At 70.8% G+C, this 20,154-nt stretch carries 20 protein-coding genes; 12 read left to right on the forward strand and 8 right to left on the reverse strand.

All coding sequences use genetic code 11. The features are described from left to right. Positions 1-78 precede the first annotated feature (78 nt). Genes SD460_RS20660 through wrbA form a run of 3 tightly spaced genes read right to left on the reverse strand, consistent with a single transcriptional unit; the run spans position 79 to position 3,081 of the window. Positions 79-1,428, reverse strand: coding sequence for an amino acid permease (locus SD460_RS20660; RefSeq protein ID WP_290055042.1), 1,350 nt, complete (start codon positions 1,426-1,428; stop codon positions 79-81). 41 nt (positions 1,429-1,469) lie between these two features. Beyond that, entirely contained in the window at positions 1,470-2,417 is a 948-nt protein-coding gene (locus SD460_RS20665; protein WP_290055039.1) for an EamA family transporter, read from the reverse strand. Between the two features lie 49 nt (positions 2,418-2,466). After that, positions 2,467-3,081 (reverse strand): NAD(P)H:quinone oxidoreductase, encoded by a 615-nt coding sequence (gene wrbA / locus SD460_RS20670; protein WP_290055037.1) that lies wholly within the window; start codon positions 3,079-3,081, stop codon positions 2,467-2,469. An 84-nt stretch (positions 3,082-3,165) separates the two neighbouring features. On the opposite strand from wrbA, the gene SD460_RS20675 reads away from it, so the two are divergent. Beyond that, positions 3,166-4,431 carry a phospholipase D-like domain-containing protein gene (locus tag SD460_RS20675; RefSeq protein ID WP_290055034.1) on the forward strand — a complete coding sequence of 422 codons (1,266 nt, stop codon included), beginning with the start codon at positions 3,166-3,168 and terminating at the stop codon, positions 4,429-4,431. On the opposite strand, the gene SD460_RS20680 is transcribed toward SD460_RS20675, so the two are convergent. Continuing rightward, positions 4,406-5,215, reverse strand: coding sequence for a lysophospholipid acyltransferase family protein (locus SD460_RS20680; RefSeq protein WP_290055031.1), 810 nt, complete (start codon positions 5,213-5,215; stop codon positions 4,406-4,408). The genes SD460_RS20675 and SD460_RS20680 overlap by 26 nt on opposite strands. Positions 5,216-5,369: 154 nt before the next feature. On the opposite strand from SD460_RS20680, the gene SD460_RS20685 reads away from it, so the two are divergent. The 4 genes from SD460_RS20685 (at position 5,370) to SD460_RS20700 (ending at position 10,213) form a co-directional block, all read left to right on the forward strand. Beyond that, a complete protein-coding gene (locus SD460_RS20685) occupies positions 5,370-7,865 on the forward strand; it encodes a DNA translocase FtsK (RefSeq protein WP_290055027.1) in 2,496 nt (831 codons plus the stop codon). An 84-nt stretch (positions 7,866-7,949) separates the two neighbouring features. Further along, complete coding sequence (locus tag SD460_RS20690; RefSeq protein ID WP_290055025.1) at positions 7,950-9,173, forward strand: AAA family ATPase; 1,224 nt, start codon at positions 7,950-7,952, stop codon at positions 9,171-9,173. Next, positions 9,170-9,733 (forward strand): RloB family protein, encoded by a 564-nt coding sequence (locus SD460_RS20695; RefSeq protein ID WP_318306523.1) that lies wholly within the window; start codon positions 9,170-9,172, stop codon positions 9,731-9,733. The genes SD460_RS20690 and SD460_RS20695 overlap by 4 nt, the downstream gene beginning before the upstream one ends. Before the next feature lie 42 nt (positions 9,734-9,775). After that, positions 9,776-10,213, forward strand: coding sequence for a hypothetical protein (locus SD460_RS20700; protein ID WP_318306524.1), 438 nt, complete (start codon positions 9,776-9,778; stop codon positions 10,211-10,213). Here SD460_RS20700 and SD460_RS20705 read toward each other — a convergent pair. The 3 genes from SD460_RS20705 to SD460_RS20715 form a co-directional block, all read right to left on the reverse strand. Next, positions 10,206-10,814, reverse strand: a complete 609-nt coding sequence (locus SD460_RS20705; protein ID WP_318306525.1) for a nitroreductase family protein — start codon at positions 10,812-10,814, stop codon at positions 10,206-10,208. The genes SD460_RS20700 and SD460_RS20705 overlap by 8 nt on opposite strands. A 51-nt stretch (positions 10,815-10,865) precedes the next feature. Beyond that, complete coding sequence (locus SD460_RS20710; RefSeq protein ID WP_290055015.1) at positions 10,866-11,300, reverse strand: phospholipase; 435 nt, start codon at positions 11,298-11,300, stop codon at positions 10,866-10,868. A 151-nt stretch (positions 11,301-11,451) separates the two neighbouring features. After that, the gene (locus SD460_RS20715) at positions 11,452-11,970 is read right to left on the reverse strand and encodes an amino-acid N-acetyltransferase (protein WP_438860593.1); all 519 of its coding nucleotides are present in this window, start codon (positions 11,968-11,970) and stop codon (positions 11,452-11,454) included. An 87-nt stretch (positions 11,971-12,057) separates the two neighbouring features. Here SD460_RS20715 and rimO point away from each other — a divergent pair, with 87 nt between their 5' ends. The 7 genes from rimO to SD460_RS20750 all read left to right on the forward strand — a co-directional run bounded on the left by rimO (position 12,058) and on the right by SD460_RS20750 (position 19,110). After that, positions 12,058-13,494 (forward strand): 30S ribosomal protein S12 methylthiotransferase RimO, encoded by a 1,437-nt coding sequence (rimO, locus tag SD460_RS20720; RefSeq protein ID WP_290055012.1) that lies wholly within the window; start codon positions 12,058-12,060, stop codon positions 13,492-13,494. Further along, on the forward strand, positions 13,491-14,132 hold the full coding sequence (pgsA, locus tag SD460_RS20725; protein WP_318306526.1) for a CDP-diacylglycerol--glycerol-3-phosphate 3-phosphatidyltransferase: 642 nt from the start codon (positions 13,491-13,493) through the stop codon (positions 14,130-14,132). The genes rimO and pgsA overlap by 4 nt, the downstream gene beginning before the upstream one ends. 4 nt (positions 14,133-14,136) lie before the next feature. Beyond that, a complete protein-coding gene (locus tag SD460_RS20730) occupies positions 14,137-14,598 on the forward strand; it encodes a CinA family protein (RefSeq protein WP_318306527.1) in 462 nt (153 codons plus the stop codon). A 99-nt stretch (positions 14,599-14,697) separates the two neighbouring features. After that, positions 14,698-15,156: a helix-turn-helix domain-containing protein gene (locus SD460_RS20735; RefSeq protein WP_043785204.1), complete on the forward strand. Its 459-nt coding sequence runs from the start codon at positions 14,698-14,700 to the stop codon at positions 15,154-15,156. 233 nt (positions 15,157-15,389) lie between these two features. Further along, positions 15,390-16,232 carry a PspA/IM30 family protein gene (locus SD460_RS20740; protein ID WP_247021172.1) on the forward strand — a complete coding sequence of 281 codons (843 nt, stop codon included), beginning with the start codon at positions 15,390-15,392 and terminating at the stop codon, positions 16,230-16,232. Between the two features lie 29 nt (positions 16,233-16,261). Then, on the forward strand, positions 16,262-17,242 hold the full coding sequence (gene pspM / locus SD460_RS20745; RefSeq protein ID WP_318306528.1) for a phage shock envelope stress response protein PspM: 981 nt from the start codon (positions 16,262-16,264) through the stop codon (positions 17,240-17,242). Positions 17,243-17,703: 461 nt separating this feature from the next. Beyond that, positions 17,704-19,110: an allophanate hydrolase-related protein gene (locus SD460_RS20750; protein ID WP_318306529.1), complete on the forward strand. Its 1,407-nt coding sequence runs from the start codon at positions 17,704-17,706 to the stop codon at positions 19,108-19,110. On the opposite strand, the gene SD460_RS20755 is transcribed toward SD460_RS20750, so the two are convergent. Then, the gene (locus SD460_RS20755) at positions 19,082-20,119 is read right to left on the reverse strand and encodes a quinone-dependent dihydroorotate dehydrogenase (RefSeq protein ID WP_318306530.1); all 1,038 of its coding nucleotides are present in this window, start codon (positions 20,117-20,119) and stop codon (positions 19,082-19,084) included. The two genes, SD460_RS20750 and SD460_RS20755, sit on opposite strands and share 29 nt — an antisense overlap. Between the last annotated feature and the right edge of the window lie 35 nt (positions 20,120-20,154).

Genomic DNA, 20,154 nt, shown 5'->3' on the forward strand with positions numbered 1-20,154 from the left:
AGATCGCCATAGTTGTGGTGTCGTGTCGGATTCGGAAGCGTGTCGCGACCTGTGGACGCGGTCGATTGCGATTCGGCATCACCGGCCTCGCCGGCGGATGAGGGCGTACACGCCCAAGATCACCGCCAGGCTGATCAGGCTCAAGTACAGCTGCGACCGCGTGTCCGAGTCCACGAACAGCATCGACGCCACCACCGCCAGCGTCAGCGCCAACGTCACCCAGCTCAGCCACGGGTAGCCCCACATCCGCAGCTTCAGCTTCTCCGGTTCCGAAGCCTCGAGAGCACGCCGCATCCGCAGTTGGGAGCCGCAGATGATCGCGTACACGAACAACGCCACCGCGCCCGCCGAATTGATGATGAAGTAGAAGATCTTGTCCGGCGAAACGTAGCTCATCACCACCGCCACGTAACCGACCGAAGTGGACGCCAGGATCGCCTTCCATGGGACGCCTCGCGCGTTCGTGTCCGCGATCCACGCCGGGGCCCAGCCATGGCGGCGCAGTGCGAACAACATGCGGGATGCCGTGTACAGCCCCGAATTGAGCACCGACAGCGCCGCCGTCAGGACGACCGCGCTGACCAGCGTCGCCGCCGCCGGGACGCCGAAGCGGCCGAACGCCGCCGCGAACGGGCTGGTCTCGCTGGGGATTTCGCGCCACGGCGTGATCATCACCAGCAGGGTCACCGAACCCACGTAGAACACGATCACGCGCCAGACGATCGTCGACGTCGCCTTGCGGACCGCCGTCTCCGGCTGGTCGGACTCCGCCGCCGCGATCGTCACGATTTCCGCGCCGAAGTAGGAGAAGATCACGATCACCACGCCGTCGACGACCGAAAAACCGCCGTGGGGCACGAAACCGTCCAAGCCGATGTTGCCGACCGACATCCGGGCGCCCGGCCAGAGTCCGAGCACGAACAGCGTGCCCAGCACCAGGAACACCACGATCGTCGCGACCTTGATCGACGCCAGCCAGAACTCCGTCTCGCCGAACGACCGCGCCGACGCCAGGTTCGTCGCCGTCAGCAGCAGCATCAGCGCCAGCGAAAACACCCACTGCGGCACGCCGGGGATCCAGCCCTGCAGGATCTTCGCGCCGGCGACCGCTTCGAACGCGACCACGCCGACCCAGAAGTACCAGTACAGCCAGCCGATCGTGAAACCCGCCCAGCCGCCGAGCGAGTCGCGCGCGTACTCCATGAACGAACCCAGCGCGGGCGCCGCCGTCGCCATCTCGCCGAGCATCCGCATCACGAGCACGACGAGCAGGCCGCCGAGCGCGTACGAGAGCACGGCCGCCGGGCCGACGGTGTGGATCACCGCGCCGCTGCCGATGAACAGGCTCGCGCCGATGATGCCGCCGAGGGCGATCATGCGGACGTGCCGCTGCCGCAGATCGGGCCGAAGCCCGGACTTCGTCGTCACGGTGGGGGATTGTCGCACTTCGGCAGTGCTTCGTGAAGAACTCAGCTCGTGAGGACTTCGGACTTCCGCTGCACCAGGTACGCGCCGCCGAGCAGGATCGCCGAGCCGAGCAGCTGGAGCCAGGTGAGCTCCTCGCCGAGCAGTGCCCACGCCGTGACCGTGACGATCACGGGCTCGACCAGCCCGAGCACGCTCGCCACCGACGCCGGCAGGTGCCGCAGCGACGAGATCCCGAAGACGTACGCCAGCACGGTCGCCACCAGCACCAGCAGGGTGATCAGCAGCCACACCGGCGGGTGCCACGCGCCGAACCCGACGTCGGTGCCGAGCAGTCCGACCGGCCACGTCCACGGCGGCGCGGCGAAGCTGATCGCGACCGCGCCGATCACCATGCCCCAGGTGACCAGGCCCAGCGGGTCGATTTCGGCCACCGCGCGCTCGCCGAGCAGGAAGTACCCGGCCGAGCACAGCGCCGCGCCGAAGCCGGCGAGCAGGCCGACGCCGTTGAGCGTCACGCCCTGCCAGACCTGCGCGACCAGCGACAGCCCGACCATGGCCAGCGCGATGCCGCCCCACACCGACCGCGGCAGCCGGTGCCGCCGCACGAACCGCACCCACAGCGCGATGAGCACGGGGGAGACGAACTCCAGCAGGATCGCGATGCCGACCGGGATCCGGCCCGCGGCCACGAAGTAGAGCAGCTGAACACCGGCGACGCCCAGCAGGCCGTAGCCGGCCAGCACCGGGAGCTCGGCCCGGCGCACCCGCAGCTTCCGCGGCGCCACGAGCGCGACCCCGGCGAACAGCACCAGCCCGGCCAGCGCGATGCGCATCGACGCCACCTGCTCGGGGCTGATCCCGGCGGACATCGCGGACTTGCCCAGCGTGCCCGACGTGCTGAAGAACAGCGCGGCGAGCAGGACGAGGGTGGTCCCGCGGCCGCGGTGGGCGACCCGCGGCGGGGCGAGGACGGGCAGCTCGGTGGTCACCGTCGCGACTCTAAGCGCGACCGCGTGACTGCCAAAGCGGTTTTTCCGGTTACTCGCCGCGCTTGAGGCCGGTCGCGACGTGCGTCGTGATGGTGGCCAGCCGCCGTCCCTGGACGCGCAGCGCGCCGAGCGCGAGCTCGTCGGGCGCCGCCGACTTCCGCGACACGAAGGAGCCGCCGTACGGGTTGCCCGACTCCATCAGGTGCGGGTCGGTGTAGCCGAGCGGCACGACGATCGCGCCCCAGTGGTAGAAGACGTTGTTGATCGCCAGCAGCGTCGACTCCAGGCCGCCGTGCGCGGTGGACGCCGTCGTGAACGACGTCGCGACCTTGTCGGCGAGCCTGCCCTTCGCCCACAGGCCACCCGTACTGTCCAGGAACGACTTCAGCTGGGCGGCCGGGCCGCCGAACCGGGTCGGGCTGCCGATCGCGAGCCCGTCGGCCCACTCGAGGTCCTCGAGCTCGGCCAGCGCGTGGTGCGGCCCGGAGTCGATCCAGGCCTGCCAGCGCGGGTTCTGCGCGACGGCCGCCTCGGGCGCGGTCTCCCGCACGGTCCGCACCCGCACCTCGGCGCCGGTTTCGCGAGCCCCGGCGGCGAGGGACTCGGCGAGGGCCGCGGTGTTGCCGGTCGAGCTGTAGTAGACGACGAGGATCCGTGTGCTCACGTCCACCGACTCTAGGGGGCCCGGCCGGGGGTTCCATGATCCGGGATGTACGCGCCTTGTACGCCGGTCCGCTGTCCTGGGCCGATGAAGCTCGTGACGCTCCTGGCCGCACTGGCGCTGCTCCCCGCCGTCCCGGCGCGGGCCGCCGGAGCCACGCCCGACCCGGTGATCGGGCACGCCGTGTTCAACGACCCCGCCGGGAGCACGGCCCGGCAGAACGCCATCGCCGTCCAGCTCGCCGGCCTGGTCGACCGGGTGCCCGCGGGCGAGGAGATCCGGCTGACGGTGTTCGGCTTCGACACCCCGGACACCGAGGACCGCCCGGACGCGCCGGACCTGGTCGACCACTTCGTCGCCGCGCACGAACGCGGGGTCCGGGTGAAGATCGTCCTGGACCAGGGGCAGGCCGGCAACGGCCCGCACACCCGGTTGAAGGCGGCGCTCGGGACCGACGACACCCGCCCCAGCTGGGTCGTTACCTGCGGCGACCAGTTCCCCGGCGTGCGGCGCGGCTGCATCGGCACGCGGGTCAAGCAGTGGTCCGACGGGCCCGCCTACGCCGACAACCACAACAAGTTCGGCTTGTTCTCCAAGGTGGTCCTGAACGACGGCAGCGTGCGCGCGGACGTCGTGTACGTGACTTCGGCGAACATCGGCGTCTGGGACGCGAACGAGTCCTACAACAACGCGTTCACCTACCGCGACCCCGGCACGTTCGCCGCCTACGGCCGGTACTTCGAGGACCTGCGCGCCTACCGCCACACGAAGGACGGGAACAACGACTACTACCGCGACTCCGGCTCGGGCACGGACTACCGCGCGTTCTTCTTCCCCCGCCACGAAGGTGCCGGCAAGCCGTTCGAAGACCCCGGCACGGACACGATCGTCAGCACGCTGAACTCGGTGCACTGCGGGTACACCGAGACCGACGGCTCGAAGCACCAGACCGACGTCCGGCTCGCGATGTGGGCCTTCACCCGGCCCGCCGTCGCGCAGAAGCTGGCCGCGCTGAGCAAGGCCGGGTGCTGGGTGGACGTCGTGTACAGCTCGGCAAGCCAGGCGGTCCTGGACGCGCTGAAGGGTGTCCAGGTGACGAAGTGCGATTACCACGCCGGGCCCGGTCTGGACATCCGCGTGCACTCGAAGTACCTGCTGATCGACGGCGGCTTCGACGACGACATCGTCCCGCGTGTCTACACCGGCAGCCACAACTACGCGTGGTCGTCGCTGCGCCAGGAGGACGAGAACCTGCTGCGGATCATGGGCCGCGGCCCGCACACCGAGTACCTGGCGAACTTCCACCAGGTCCGCGACACCTGCCGCGCTAAGGCACCGGCTTCCACGGGCTGACTGTGTCGGTCGGCCGCGTCGGGTCGTGGAAGCGCGGGCGGTCCAGCTCGCCGCGGCGCAGCGGGACCAGGCCGTCGGTGATGGCCTGCATGATCTTCGCGTGCGCGCGCACCCCGGCGCCGGGGCGCTCCGGCTCGACGTCCGACAGGTCGACGGGGTCGCCGAAGTGCACCTGGAACCGCGGCCGGCGCAGTGGCGCGCTGAGCCCGGAGCGGGCGAGCGGGACCAGGTCGGCCGGGCCGTTCACGGTCTCGGTGCCCCAGTAGACGGCCTCGTGCGCGCCCCACTGGCTGATCGGGATCACCGGCACGCCCGAGGCGAGCGCCAGGCGGGCCGCGCCGGTCTTGCCGCGCTCCGGCCACAGGCCCGGGTCGTGGCTGATCCGGCCCTCGGGGTAGACGATGATCGGCTCGCGCGTGGTCTTCATCGCCTCGACGGCCTCGGCGAACTGCCCGACGGCGGTCCCCGCGTGCTTGCGGTCGACCCGCAGGTGCCCGCTGACCCGCAGCGCCGGCCCGATCACGGGCGCGTCCAGGATGCCGCCCGCCAGCATGAACCGCGGGTTGATGCCGATCCGCTTGCACGCCGCCATCAGCACGAACGCGTCGAACACGCCGATGTGGTTCGCGGTCATCAGCAGCGGCTTGCCGCGCAGCCGCGCCGGGATCCGGCCGGTGACGGTGAGCCGCCCGACCAGGTTCACCAGGCCGCGGTCGATGTTCAGCATGGTCCGCCAGATGGCGGGGGCACGGCGGGGCGGTTCGGCGGTGCGCAGCGCGAGCATGGGCAGAGCATGGCAGACGCCGTTTTCACCCGAATGCGCACTCGCCGGATCGGTTCACCCGGATGGCCGTCCGGCGCCGGTTGTGAGGCAGAAGTTCACCCTGGGCCGAGAGTGGCGCACGGGACGATCGGCCACGGGCGGTTACCGTTGACGCATGGCTGGGTCGGCGACGAGGAAGAGAAGCACGGGAAGCGGCGCGAAGGGGGCGGCGGCGCGCAAGCCGCGTACACCCGCGAAGCCACGCCCACGTTCGTCGCCCGCCCGCAAGCCCGCGCCGCGCCGCAAGACCCCCGGGATCTTCGGCAAGGGCGTCCGCGGCACCTGGAACCTGCTGGCCAAGGGCACCGGAACGCTGGCGCGCACGGTCGGGCGCACCCGTGAGCTCGAGGCCGAACACCGGCGTGACGGGCTTGCGCTCGGCCTGATCGCGCTGGCCATCGTGGCGGCCGTCGGGGTCTGGTGGCGGGCCGCCGGGCCGATCGGGGCCGGGGTCGAGATCGCCACGCGGACCGTCCTCGGCGCCGGCGCGGTCACGCTGCCGCTGGTGCTGGTCGTGGTCGCCGTCGCGCTGATGCGCTCCGAACCGCACCCCGAGACGCGGCCGCGGATGGTCATCGGCACGATCATGGTCGTCCTGTCGGTGCTCGGGATGCTGCACATCTTCACCGCGCTCCCGGACACCAACGACGGCCGGATGTACGCCGGCGGCATCATCGGCGCCTTCTCCGGCGGCCTGCTCACCATGGGCGTCACCACCTGGGTGGCTGTGCCGATCCTCATCCTCGCGCTCGTCTTCGGCATCCTCGTCTTCACCGGCACGCCGGTCCGCGAGATCCCGCAGCGGCTGCGCAACTGGGGCCTCGACGAGGAGGAGATCGCCGAAGCCGAGGCGCTGCGCACCGGGTTCGCGACCGACGAGGACGCCGTCACCGAGGCGGACCCGAAGGCCGCGCGGCTGCGCAAGCCGTCTCGCCGCCGCCAGAGCAGCGACGCGAACCCCGAGCAGCTCGACATCGACGCCGCGCTCGCCGAGGTGCCGACGCCGCTCAAGCCGCCCAAGGCTGTGCCCAAGCCGCCGGTCGAGGTGCCCGAGAAGAAGCCGAAGAAGGCACCGGAGCCGCCGCTGGCGGTCACCCGGACCGTGGAAGGCGACTACCAGCTCCCGCCGCCCGACCTGCTGAAGCTCGGCGACGCGCCGAAGTCCCGCAGCAAGGCCAACGACGCCATGATCGAGGCGATCACCGGCGTGCTGGAGCAGTTCAACGTCGACGCGCAGGTCACCGGCTTCACGCGCGGCCCGACGGTCACGCGCTACGAGGTCGAGCTCGGCCCGGGCGTGAAGGTCGAGAAGATCACCGCGCTGACCAAGAACATCGCCTACGCGGTGGCCACCGACAACGTCCGGCTGCTGGCGCCGATCCCCGGCAAGTCGGCGGTCGGCATCGAGGTGCCGAACTCCGACCGCGAGATGGTCCGCCTGGGCGACGTCCTGCGTGCGCCGTCCACGGTCAAGGACAACCACCCGATGGTGATCGGCCTCGGCAAGGACATCGAAGGCCACTTCGTCACCGCGAACCTGACGAAGATGCCGCACCTGCTGGTCGCGGGCTCGACCGGTTCCGGTAAGTCGAGCTTCGTCAACTCGATGCTGGTGTCGCTGCTCGCGCGCGCGACGCCGGACGAGTGCCGGATGATCCTGATCGACCCGAAGATGGTCGAGCTGACGCCGTACGAGGGCATCCCGCACCTGATCACGCCCATCATCACCCAGCCGAAGAAGGCCGCCGCCGCGCTGGCCTGGCTGGTGGAGGAGATGGAGCAGCGCTACCAGGACATGCAGGTCAACAAGGTCCGGCACATCGACGACTACAACAAGAAGGTGAAGTCCGGCGAGATCACCGCGCCGCCGGGCTCCGAGCGCGAGTACCGGCCGTACCCGTACATCATGGCGATCGTCGACGAGCTCGCCGACCTGATGATGACCGCCCCGCGCGACGTCGAGGACGCGATCGTCCGCATCACCCAGAAGGCCCGTGCCGCGGGCATCCACCTGGTCCTGGCCACGCAGCGGCCGTCGGTCGACGTCGTCACCGGCCTGATCAAGACCAACGTCCCTTCGCGGCTGGCCTTCGCGACGTCGTCGCTGACCGACTCGCGGGTCATCCTGGACCAGCCGGGCGCGGAGAAGCTCATCGGCATGGGCGACGCCCTGTACCTGCCGATGGGCGCGGGCAAACCGGTCCGCATCCAGGGCGCCTTCGTCGGCGACGAAGAGATCGCGGCGGTCGTCAACTACGCCAAGGAGCAGGCACAGCCGGACTACCAGGACGGCGTCACGGCGCAGAAGGCCGGCGAGAAGAAGGAGATCGACCCGGACATCGGGGACGATCTGGACGTCCTGCTGCAGGCGGCCGAGCTGATCGTGACCTCCCAGTTCGGCTCGACGTCGATGCTGCAACGCAAGCTCCGCGTCGGCTTCGCGAAGGCGGGGCGGCTGATGGACCTGCTGGAGAGCCGGGGGGTCGTCGGCCCGTCGGAGGGTTCGAAGGCCCGCGACGTGCTGATCAAGCCGGAGGAGCTGGAGGGCGTCCTCTTCATGATCCGCGGCGGTGGCCCGGTGGACGCGGACTCCGGCGACGAGGACGAGTAGCCGGTCCCCTGGCTGGTGCTTCAGGCTGTTCCGTGCGGTTTACTGGTGCGAAACAGCGTGAAGCGCTGCCGAGGAGGTGTTCGGGTGCTGCGGAGTTTCCGGCTGGGCAACCACCGCTCGTTCCGCGACGAGCAGGAGCTGCTGCTGATGCCCGCGCGGCCAGGTGACGTTCGCACAGCCGTTCCGGTCGCGGCGATCTACGGTGCGAACGCCTCCGGCAAGTCGAACCTGCTGAACGGTCTCTGGTACATGCAGACGGCGGTGCTCGAAACTGTCGGCGGCATCGGCTCGGCAGAGGGCTTCCGGCTCGACGACGGCGAGGAAGAGGGAGCCTCCTCCTACGTGGTCGAGCTCGTCGCGGACGGCAACCGCTACACCTACGGGTTCGTCGTTCGAGGTGAAATCGTCGAACAAGAGTGGTTGTACTCGTACCCGGAAAAGCGCCGGAGGGTGCTCCTCGAGCGAACCGGGGAACATCTCAAGTTCGGCAGCACCGTCCCGGACCTCAAGGCCAAGCTGACCGTCCTGGACGGACTCATCCAGCCGGACGCACTCGTCCTCGGTATCTGCAAGCGTCTCTCGCTGGAGCCGTTGATGCCGGTCTACGAGTGGTTCAAAGCCGGAGTCCGCATCCACTACCGGTATGCGGAGGAGACAACGGATTCGCTCGGACAACGAGTCGCAGCCTTCCTCCGACGCGGCCCGGAACATTCACGGCGGCTTCTGGGGCTGTTGGTCGCTGCCGATGTCGGCATCACCGATATCTCGGTCGAGGACATCGGCGAGCCCATCCGCCAGCCGCACGCCCTGACGGCGCTGCAGCGGGTCCGGCGGCCCGGCCCCGGTCAAGCGCGGCTGAGGTTCAAGCACGGCGTTTCCGGTGTTCCCTTCGATCTGGTCGACGAGTCCGCCGGCACTTTGAACTGGCTCGATCTCCTGCCTGCGGTGCTCGATGTGCTCGACGCGGGTCAGTTGTTCGTGGTCGACGAGATCGACGGCAGCCTCCACCCGCGGCTGACCGCGAAGCTGATCGAGCTGTTCCAGTCTGAGGAGACCAACCCGCACGGCGCGCAGTTGATCTTCACGACGCACGATACGAGTTTGCTGGGGACCATGCTGGGTGGTGACCTGCTCGACCGCGACCAGGTTTGGTTCGTCGAGAAGGGTGAAGACGGCGCCAGCGAGCTGTATCCGCTCACCGATTTCAAGCCGCGCAAGGATCAGAACACCGAACGACGGTATCTCGCGGGCAGCTACGGTGCCGTCCCGGTCCTGGGTGACTTCGGGGAAGCGATCGCCGGACGGTGACCAGGCGGGAAAACAGCGATCGGCGGCGTCCGGCGTTCCGGGAGCAAAGGCTCTCCCTGTTGGTGGTCTGCGGCGCCAAAGCGACGGAGCCGGCTTACCTCGAAGGGCTGAAACGTGCCCGCCGCAATCCGGCTGTCACGGTGAAGGTGAAGGTCAAGGCAGCGGATCCCGAGGCGGTCGTCAGGTACGCCGCGGAACTGAGCGATCGCGCCAGGGGCGCCCATGACGAGGTGTGGTGTGTCGTCGACGTCGACGAATTCGACCTCGAGCGAGCGGTTGTGCTCGCTCGGCGCCTTGGGGTCAACTTGGCTGTCTCGAATCCCTGCTTCGAATACTGGCTGTTGCTTCACTTCGAAGCTTGCGCGGCGCCCATGAACTGCTACGGCGATGTGGAAAAGCGGTTGCTCCGGCACCTACCCGGCTACCGCAAGTCCGCTTTGCGCTTCGCTCACTACGAGCACGGCGTCGACGCAGCGGTGCGGCGCTCGCGCCACCCCGAAGCCGGGCACGCTCGCAATCCGTCCACGCAGGTGGGCCTGCTGGTGGAGAAGATGCTCTGAGGCCGGTGCAACCCGCCGCCCAGTCCCTTCCGTCCTGAGCACGTGGACCTACAGCGATTCGTGGCCGGATTGTTCGCCTTCGCCGTCGTGACGGTGGGCGCCGGGAGCTCGGTCGCCACCGGGCAGCCCGCCGCCCCTCCGGGGGCGGGGGCGCCGCCGTCGTCGACGGTGAGTGCGCCGGCCGGTCGCGATGTCACCCTGCGGCTCGGGCAGGAAGCCGCCGTGCAGGGGCGGGACCTGACCGTGCGCTACACCCGGGTCGTCTCCGACTCGCGGTGCCGCCCGAACATGACGTGCGTCTGGCAGGGCGAGGCCACGCTGGCGTTCCTGCTGAAGGAGCCCGGACGCGGCGAGAGCACCACGGCCGAGCTGCACAGCGGCCCGCGCACCGGCCCGCAGGCGACGTCGTTCGCCGCCGGCCGGATCGAACTGGTGTCGGTCAGCGAGGACGGTGGGCAGGCCACGGTCCGGATCAGCTGAGCGGTGTGCCCCAATGGTCGAGGTAGGCCACTTCGGACAGCGGGTTCCGCGGCGCGGGCTTGAAGTCCGGCACCGTCGTGTAGGCCACCGGCAGCAGGCCGGCCTGCGTGTGGCCGGCCGGGATGCCGAGGATCTCCGCCGCCTCCGCTTCGCGGGAGAGGTGGTACGTCGTGAGCGTCGAACCCAGGCCGCGGGAGCGCAGGGCCAGCTGGAAGTTCCACACCGCCGGGAAGATGCCGCCGTAGAAGGCCGCGTCGGTCGCGTTGTCGCCGGTCGGCCGGCCCTGCAGGACCGGGATGACGAACACCGGGACGCGCTCGATCACGTCGACCAGGTGCCGCCCGGACGCCAGCGCCCGCGGGTCGGCGTCCGCCTTGCCGGCCAGGTAGGCCTCGCCGACTTCACGAAACAGCACCCCGAGGCGGTTCTTGACCTCCTGGTCGCGCACGACGAGCCAGCGCCACGCCTGGACGTTGCCGGGCGTCGGCGCCTGCAGCGCCAGGTTCAGGCACTCTTCCAGGACCGCGGCTTCGACCGGCCGGTCGAGGTCGAGCTTGCGGCGCACCGCGCGGGTCGTGCTGAGCAGGTGATCGATCTCCATGACCCCATCCTGGCCCAGGTGCACCCGGGCGCACCTGGGCCGGGCCGGTCGTCAGCCGCCGAACTTGCGGACCGCCTGGTAGTACGTCCAGGCGGCGCCCTTGCAGGCCACGTTGGACCCGCAGACGCTCTTCAGGTCGCTGTAGAGGTTGTCGTCGATCTTCAGCCGGTTCGCCTCGGAGAAGCGGCCCTGCTTCTTGTAGTTGCGGTAGCCGAAGTCGTGCCGGTGGCAGCCGGGCAGGAACTGCCAGCCGAACGGGGTGTCCGGCGACCACGAGCAGCCGTCCGACGACCAGTCGAGCTGGCCGGAGTAGGGCGCCTGGTTCCGGATCGACTCGAACCCGGACAGGGACGTGGAGAAGAGGTACTGGTCGGTGACCGTCGGGATGTCGACGGCCGCCGCGGTGCCGGCGCCCGCGAGGACGCCTCCGCCGACAGTCACGGCCACCGCCACGGTGGCCCCCAGGTTCCGCAGAGTCGTGCGCATCGTTGCTTCCTTGCCGATCGAGTGACTTCGTGCCCGATCAGCTTCGGGCAACGCAGTGGCGCAGGTCACCGCCCGAAAGGAGGTTGTCGGGAAAATTTCCCCCTGACTTCGACCCCTAGGCGGGAATCGTCCAGCTGCCGTAGGGGGTGGCTCAGAGCTGCAGCAGCATCCGCGAATTGCCCAGCGTGTTCGGCTTCGCGTACGGCAGGTCCAGGAACTCCGCCACACCCGTGTCGTGCGAGCGCCGCATCTCCTCGAACACCTCGTGCGACACCGGCGTCCCGTCGATCTCCACGAAGCCGTGCCCGGCGAAGAAGCTCGTCTCGAAGGTCAGCACGAACAGCCGCATGAGACCGAGCTCACGGGCCTCCTCCACCAGGCGCGACACGAGCACCCGGCCGACGCCCTGGCCGCGGACCGCTTTGTCGACCACCACCGTGCGCAGCTCGGCGATGTCCTCCCACAGCACGTGCAGCGCGGCCGCGCCGACGACTTCGTCACCCAGTTCGGCGACCCAGAACTCCTGGACCGCCTCGTACAGCGTGACCAGGTCCTTCTCCAGCAGGACGCGGCCGGCGTCCGAGTCGACGAGGGCCTTGATCTTGCGGACGTCGGCGATCCGCGCGCGGCGGACGGTCGGGCTGGGGGAGTCGGACGGCACGAGCGTCAAGCCTGCCACATCGGCTGGCGCGGGCGTTGTCACTACCGGGCTACGCCGTCGTCGGGTCGTCCGGGCCCGGCGGCTACCCTGAACGTCGTGCCTTCCCCTGCCGTTGACCCAGCCGCCACCCGACGCGTCTCCCTGCTGACCCTGGGCTGCGCCCGCAACGAGGTCGACTCGGAGGAGCTGGCGGGCCGGCTCGCGGCCGGCGGCTGGGAGTTGGCGGCCGATCCCGAAGAGTCCGACGTCGTCGTGGTCAACACCTGCGGTTTCGTCGAATCGGCCAAAAAGGACTCGGTCGACACGCTGCTGGCGGCGTCCGACACGGGCAAGAAGGTCGTCGCCGTCGGCTGCATGGCCGAGCGCTACGGCCACGAGCTCGCCGACAGCCTCCCCGAGGCCGACGCCGTGCTGGGGTTCGACCACTACGCCGACCTCTCGGCCCGGCTCGACGACGTCGTCGCCGGCCGCAAGATCGCCTCGCACACCCCCGGCGACCGCCGCAAGCTGCTGCCGATCAGCCCCGTCCAGCGGCCCGCCGCCGCGGAGACCGTCGAGGTCCCGGGGCACGCGCAGCACGGCTGGGGCCCCCGGGTGCTGCGCACGCGCCTCGACGACGCGCCGGTGGCCGCGCTGAAGATCGCGTCCGGCTGCGACCGGCGCTGTTCGTTCTGCGCGATCCCGTCGTTCCGCGGCTCCTTCGTCTCGCGTCAGCCCGACGAGATCGTCGCCGAGGCGATGTGGCTGGCCGAACACGGCGTCAAGGAGCTGTTCCTGGTCAGCGAGAACTCGACGTCCTACGGCAAGGACTTCGGCCGCGACGGCGCCACCGCGCTGGAGCGGCTGCTGCCGCGCCTGGCGGAGATCGACGGCATCGAGCGCGTCCGCGTCTCCTACCTGCAGCCGGCCGAAACGCGCCCGCAGCTGGTCAAGGCCATCGCCACCACGCCGGGTGTCGCCGAGTACTTCGACCTGTCGTTCCAGCACTCCAGCGAGCAGGTGCTGCGCCGGATGCGCCGGTTCGGCTCGACCGACTCGTTCCTGGCGCTGACCGAGCAGATCCGCGAGTACGCGCCCGAAGCGGGCATCCGCACCAACGTGATCGTCGGCTTCCCCGGCGAGACCGAGCACGACCTCTCCGAGCTGGAACGCTTCCTGACCGGCGCGCGCCTCGACGCCGTGGGCGTCTTCGGCTACTCCGACGAGGACGGCACCGAGGCCGAGGGCTTCGACGGCAAGCTCGACGCCGAAGAAGTCGCGAAGCGCGTCACGCGTATCTCGGCGCTGGTCGAGGAGCTGACCTCGCAGCGCGCCGAGGACCGGATCGGCACCTTCGTCGACGTCCTGGTCGAGCTGGACGACGACGGCGAACTCACCGGCCGCGCCGCGCACCAGGCTCCCGAGGTCGACGGCGAGTGCGTCATCCTCGACGCGCCGGAGAAGGCACAGGTGGGTGACTTCCTGCGCTGCGAGGTCGTGGACTCGGCGGGCGTGGACCTGATCGTCCGCGCGGTACCGGACGCCGACCGGTGAGTGCGCTCCCCAGCGACGCCGCCGACGAGGGCCTGACCCGCGACGCACCGGCCCAGGTCCCGGAGCCGACCCCGGTCCCGACGCTCAACCTCGCCAACCTGCTGACGCTGTCGCGGCTGGTGCTGGTGCCGCTGTTCGTCGTCGCGCTGTTCGTCGGCGACGGCCACGACACCACCTGGCGCGCGATCGCGACCGGCCTGTTCGCTGTCGCTTCGGCCACCGACCAGCTCGACGGCTGGGTGGCCCGCAAGTACGGCCTGATCACCGACTTCGGCAAGATCGCCGACCCGATCGCGGACAAGGCGCTGACCGGCGCCGCGCTGGTGGGCTTGAGCGTCCTCGGCGAACTCGGCTGGTGGGTCACGATCGTCATCGCGGTCCGCGAGATCGGCGTGACGCTGCTGCGCTTCTGGGTGATCCGCCACGGCGTGATCCCGGCGAGCCGGGGCGGCAAGGCGAAGACGATGGCGCAGATTGCGGCCATCGTGGCGTACCTGCTGCCGCTGCCGGCCGGCGCGGACCCCGTCCGCTGGTCCCTGATGGGGCTGGCCCTGGTCCTGACCGTGGTGACCGGCGTGGACTACCTGGTCCGCGCGGTGCGGCTGCGGGCGGCCGGGCGCCGCGTCACCGGGAGCTGAGGGCGTGGAGGCGCGGCAGCTGGTCGCGACCCTGACCGCGCGCGGCGAGACGGTGGCCGCGGCCGAGTCGCTCACCGCCGGGCTGGTCTGCGCGACCCTCGCGACGGTGCCGGGGGCGAGCGCTGTCCTGCGCGGCGGGCTCGTGGTCTACGCCACCGAGCTGAAGACCGTCCTGGCGGGGGTCGACGCCGGCCTGCTGGCCGAGCACGGCGCCGTCCACCCCGAGGTCGCCATGCAGCTCGCCCGAGGTGCCCGCGAGCGGTGCGGAGCGACCTGGGGCCTCGGCCTCACCGGCGTGGCGGGTCCGTCGCCCCAGGACGGCGTGGCGCCCGGCACCGTGCACGTCGGGTTGGCCGGGCCGGGCACCGTCACAGTCCGTACGCTGGGGTTGAGCGGCGATCGCGACTTGATCAGGACCCGATCGGTCCAGGCCGCGTTTGCCCTGCTCGGGGAACATTTGACGTGAATTCGGCGTTCGCCCTTGGCGTACGGGCACACCAACTCCTGCGTACCGGGCACCGCTCTGGGTAACGTAGGGGGTACTTGTTCGGAAGGGAGGCGCGTGATGACCGTGCTGTTGCGTGAGGCGATCGGTGATCGGCTCCGTCATGCCCGCACCAACCAGCGTCGTACGCTGCGCGACATCTCCCGCGCCGCCAGGGTCAGCCTCGGCTACCTCTCGGAGGTGGAACGGGGCCAGAAGGAGGCGTCGAGCGAACTGCTCGCGTCCATCTGCCAGGCACTGGACCTTCCGCTCGGCGAACTGCTGCACAACGTGGCGGCGGACGTTTCGGCCCTCGACAACGTCGAGGTCGCACCGGTCGACGAGCGGATCGTGGAAGGCGCACCCCGGGAAAAGCGGGGTGCCGAGGCCTCGGCGGCCGGCATCGAAGGCGGTCGCCTGATGTCCGAGCTGATCGGGAACGACCTCGCGGACCTGCGGGTTTCCCCGGCGCCGAGGATGAACACCACCCTGCGGACGACGATCGGCCAGCCCAAGCTGGCCTCGACGATCGCGGCATAGTCACAGGTCGGACACGACGACAGCCCCGGGCAACCCGCCCGGGGCTGTTCGCGTTGCCTACTCGGGGTGATCAGGGCGATCCCTGAATTCCGCCGGGTCGCCTGGAACGGAAGTGGCCGACCTGACACGATGGAACCCAACGCCGGGGTCGGTGCGTTGCATGAGCAGGGGAGCGACGCCCCACCCCGAGTACTACTCAAGGCCCGTGGGACGCAAGAAGGCAGGCGGAGGAGATGGCCAACCCGTTCGTGAAGTTCTGGAAGTACATGATGGCGGCGTTCTCGTCGAAGATCGACGAGCACGCCGACCCGAAGGTACAGATCCAGCAGGCCATCGAGGAGGCGCAGCGCAACCACCAGGCGCTGACGCAGCAGGCCGCCTCCGTGATCGGCAACCAGCGGCAGCTGGAGATGAAGCTCAACCGGCAGCTCGGCGACGTCGAAAAGCTGCAGGCGTCCACCCGGCAGGCGCTGGTCCTCGCGGACGAGGCCCGCAGCAAGGGTGACGAGCAGAAGGCGACCGAGTTCGAGAACGCCGCGGAGAGCTTCGCGACGCAGCTCGTCACGGCCGAGCAGAACATCGAGGACCTCAAGACGCTGCACGACCAGTCGCTGCAGGCGGCGGCCCAGGCCAAGAAGGCCGTGGAGCGCAACTCGCAGATGCTGCAGCAGAAGCTGGCCGAGCGCACGAAGCTGCTCTCGCAGCTGGAGCAGGCGAAGATGCAGGAGCAGGTCTCCGCTTCGCTGAACCAGATGAGCCAGCTGGCCGCGCCGGGCAACACGCCGTCGCTGGAAGAGGTCCGCGACAAGATCGAGAAGCGCTACACCACGGCGCTGGGCTCGGCGGAGCTGGCGCAGAACTCGGTCCAGGGGCGCATGATGGAGGTCCAGGCCTCCACCACGCAGCTGGCCGGCCAGTCGCGGCTGCAGCAGATCCGCGCGTCGATGCACGGTGACTCGGTCGCGCAGGTGACCGACGGCGGCGCGGCGGCCCAGAAGCCGGCGAGCAGCTCGGCGGACATCCAGCGGGAGATCCAGGCGCGCGTGCAGGCCGAGCAGGGCAAGAACCCGGCCTGACCGGGCGACGAGTGCGGAGGGGGCGGGCCATGGGGCAGCAGGGCAAGCGGCGTGACTTCGGCGAACTGAGCGCCAAGCTGGAGAAGCACATCGAGAAGCTGCCCGACTACGCCGTGCGCGCCCAGGAGAAGCTCCAGAAGGTGCAGAAGTACTTCCCGCCGGCCGAGCAGGCCGGCGGGAAGTCTCCGCGCCCCAACCCGCTGCAACGGCCGCCCTTGCGGCGGCCCGACGTGACGACGTCGCTGACATCGATGGCCAACCAGGTCCCGGCGTTCGCCGAAGCGCGCGCCAAGTGGGACCGCTGGAACCACCCGGCCGCGAAGCTCGAACGCCGGAAGCGCCGGACGGCGAAGGCGCTGACGCTGTGGATCATCCTGACGATCCTGTGCGCGGTCGTGACGGTGGCCGCGGCGGTGGGCTGGATCAGCCCGACCAACGCGGCGATGATGCCGCAGGCGATCACGGCGTTCGCCGGGGTCGTCATCTTCGGCACGTTCAGCGTCCGGTCCGGCCTCAAGCTGCGCGACCTCAAGCGCACCCCGATCCCGGCGGCGCCGGCCGGCCCGCCGCCGCTGCCGCCCGCCCGGTCGGCGGCCCGCGAACCCATGGAACGGCTCGCCGAGTGCGAAGCGTCGCTGGGCGAGCTGCTGCGCCAGCTTTCGGTGCCGTCCGCGGTGGGCGCGGTCCCGGTGTCCGAAGTGGCCGTCGCGGACGCCCGCCAGACGGCGGGCGACGCGGCCGGCGCGCTGCGCGGCCTGGCGGCCCGCATCCAGGCGATCGAGCGCGGCCGCGATTCCGCACCGGCCCGCGAGAAGGCGGCCCTGGACGCGGCGGTCGGCAAGCTGCGCGAGCAGCTCGACGACGGCATCGAGGGCTACCGCGGCCTGGTCGCCGCGGCGGGCCACACGGTCGCCGCCTCCAGCGACGGCTTGGTGACGTCGAAGCAGGACCTCACCGACGCGACGGACCGCCTCGCGGGCCTGGCGATGGCGTTGCGCGAGCTTTCCTGAGCGTCCGATTCCGCGCGGCCGGGCTCGTGCGACGGCTGGCGATGCCCCTGCGTGAGCCCTCCCGATCGTCCGATTCCGTGCCGCCCAACCTCGAACCGTGGCGGAATCCGGCCGTTCCCGCGCGGATCCCACGTTTTCCCCGCCGATCACGCGAATCCGGCCGCCGTTGCGCCATCCGGGGGCTCCGCTCCGCCGTTCGAGGGCGCCCATCCGGCCGTCCCGCCCGTTCGTCACCGCCCGTGCGTGATCGTGCGTTTCACCCCGGCGTCGCCCCCTGTTCACCTCTTGGTGCCGAAACACGGGCGTAATCGGAAACTGATCGCGACGGAAACGTCCGCGAACTAACGTTTCTGTCATGCATGCAGAGGTGTCACTCGCCGGGAGGCCCGCCGTGCACTGAGGTTCGCCGGCGCCGACCGTACACAGTGGACTTTCTCGACCCGCCGAGGAAAGGACGCCCCGTGAACACGCTCCCGCCGGACCCGGACCCCGTGCCGGTCACCCCGCCCACCGCCTCGCACCGCGTCATCGCCGCCTTCGAGCGCATCACCGAAGCCGGCCGCCCCGAGATCTGGACCACCCTCCGCGCCGTCGAAGACGTCCTCGTCGACGCGAAGACCGTCGACGAACGCGTCAAAGCCGGGGAAGCCCTGCCGCTGGCCGGCACCGTCGTCGCCGTCCAGGACCTGATCGACGTCGCCGGGCAGCCGTCCGGGCACGGCGTCCCGGAGACCAGCGCCCCGGTCGTCGCGCGGCTCACCGCCGCCGGTGCCATCGTGCTCGGCAAGACCGGGGCCGCCATGGTTTCCGGTACCTGGGACCGCACCAAGGCCGGCGGCAACGGCGCGGCGGTCGCCGTCGCGCTCGGCATCGTCGACCTGGCGCTGAGCACCGGGGGAGCCGTCCCCGCGGCCCTGAACGCCGTCGCCGCCGTCCAGCCGACGCGCGGGCTGCTGCCCGGCTCCGACGGCGTCTCGGTGTACTCGAACGGCTTGCTCCCGGCCCATCGCGCGCTCTCCGTGATGACCGGCGGCGACCGGTCCTGGCCCGCCGACGTCCGGCTCGGCGCCGGCGAGCACCCGCGGCTCGCCTACCCCGCCGACCTGCCCCTCGGCGAGGCGGCGGCCTTGGCGCTGGAGACCACCGTCGCCCGGCTGACCGCGTCGGGGGCCGTGCTCACCCCGATCTCCGCGCGCGAGCCCGCGTTCGACGGGTTCGACGCCTTCGTCGTGCCCACCGTGCCGGAGCACCCCGGGATCGCCGAAGCGCTGGCCGACCCGGCCGGCGTGGGCCACCGGCTGGCGTCCTGCACGGCGTTCGCGAACCTCCTCGACGTGGCCGCGGTGTCGGTCCCGGTGCTGCCGGGCGACCGCCGTCCGTTCGGCGTCACCTTCCTGACGCGGGCGTTCGAGGACCAGATCGCCCTCGACCTCGCGACCGTCTGCACGGACGAGCCGATGACGCCCTACCCCGAGCCGGGCGAGGACGTCGTCGTGTTCGGCGCACACCTGCGCGGCCAGCCGCTCAACGCGGAGCTCACCGGGTTGGGCGCCCGGTTCGGCGGACCGGTCCGGACCATCGGGGGCTACCGGATGGTGCTCTTGGCGACCGAGCCGCCGCAGCCCGGCGTGGTGCCGGGCGGCGCCGTCCTCGACGGCGAACGCTGGCGGCTCTCCCCGGCCGCCTTCGAACGGTTCGCGGCCACGCTGAAAGAACCCTTCGTGCTCGACCGCGTCGAGCTGGACGACGGCACCGCCCCGCTCGCCGTCCGCTGCCTCGCCGCGGAGGGACCTGGTCTGGACCGCTACGAGTCCTGGCGCGGGTACGTCCGGTTCGCCTCTACCGCCGGCTCGCGAGACCCCGGCTGACGCGGCGCACCAAGCCCGGCCCGTGCAGCGCGAAGCCCGTGTAGAGCTGCACGAGCGACGCACCGGCGTCCACCAGCCGGACGGCGTCGTCCGGGCCGAGGACGCCGCCGACGCCGATGATCGGCAGGTTCCCGCCGGTGTGCTCGTGCACGAACCGCACGACCTCGGCCGCGCGGGTGGTCAGCGGCCGGCCGGACAGCCCTCCCGCCTGTCCGGCCAGGCCGCTCTCCGCGGCCGCGATGCCGTCGCGGGACAGCGTCGTGTTCGTCGCGATGATCCCGGCGACCCCGTTCTCGAGAGCGACCTCCAGGAGCTCGCCGAGCGCGTCGTCGGTCAGGTCGGGCGCGACCTTCACCAGCAGCGGCACCGGGGTGCCGGTACCGGCCAGCTCCGCGGACGTCGAACGCAGCTCGCCGAGCAGCTCGGCCAACGCGGCGCGGTCCTGCAGCTGCCGCAGCCCCGGCGTGTTGGGGGAGCTGACGTTGATCGCGAAGTAGTCCGCGTACGGGTACAGCGCCCGCAGCGAGAACCGGTAGTCCTCGACGGCCTCGCCGAGCGGCGTCACCTTCGACTTGCCGATGCTGATCCCCAGCGGGACGCCGGGTTTGCCGTCGCGGGCGAGCTTGGCCGCGAGCGCCTCGGCGCCGTCGTTGTTGAAGCCCATGCGGTTGATGACCGCGTCGCTCGCGGGGAGGCTGAACAGCCGCGGCTTCGGGTTGCCCGGCTGCGCCAGCCTCGTCACCGTGCCGACCTCGACGAACCCGAAGCCCAGCGCGGCCCACGCGGGCAGCGCGCGGCCGTTCTTGTCCATCCCGGCGGCCAGGCCGACGCGGTTGGGGAAGCGCAGGCCGAGCACCGTCACCGGGTCGTCGACGCGCAGCGCGCCGCCGAGCGCGGGCGCGACCTTGCCGAGCCGCGAAAGGACGCCGATCGTGCGCTCGTGCACCAGCTCGGGGTCGTGGTAGGACAGCCGGTACAGCGCCGGGCGGACGATCTTGTCGAAGAACACGCCCCCATGCTGCCAAACCGCCCCGGAACCGCTAC

The organism is Amycolatopsis solani, assembly GCF_033441515.1.
Classification (GTDB): Bacteria; Actinomycetota; Actinomycetes; order Mycobacteriales; family Pseudonocardiaceae; genus Amycolatopsis; species Amycolatopsis solani.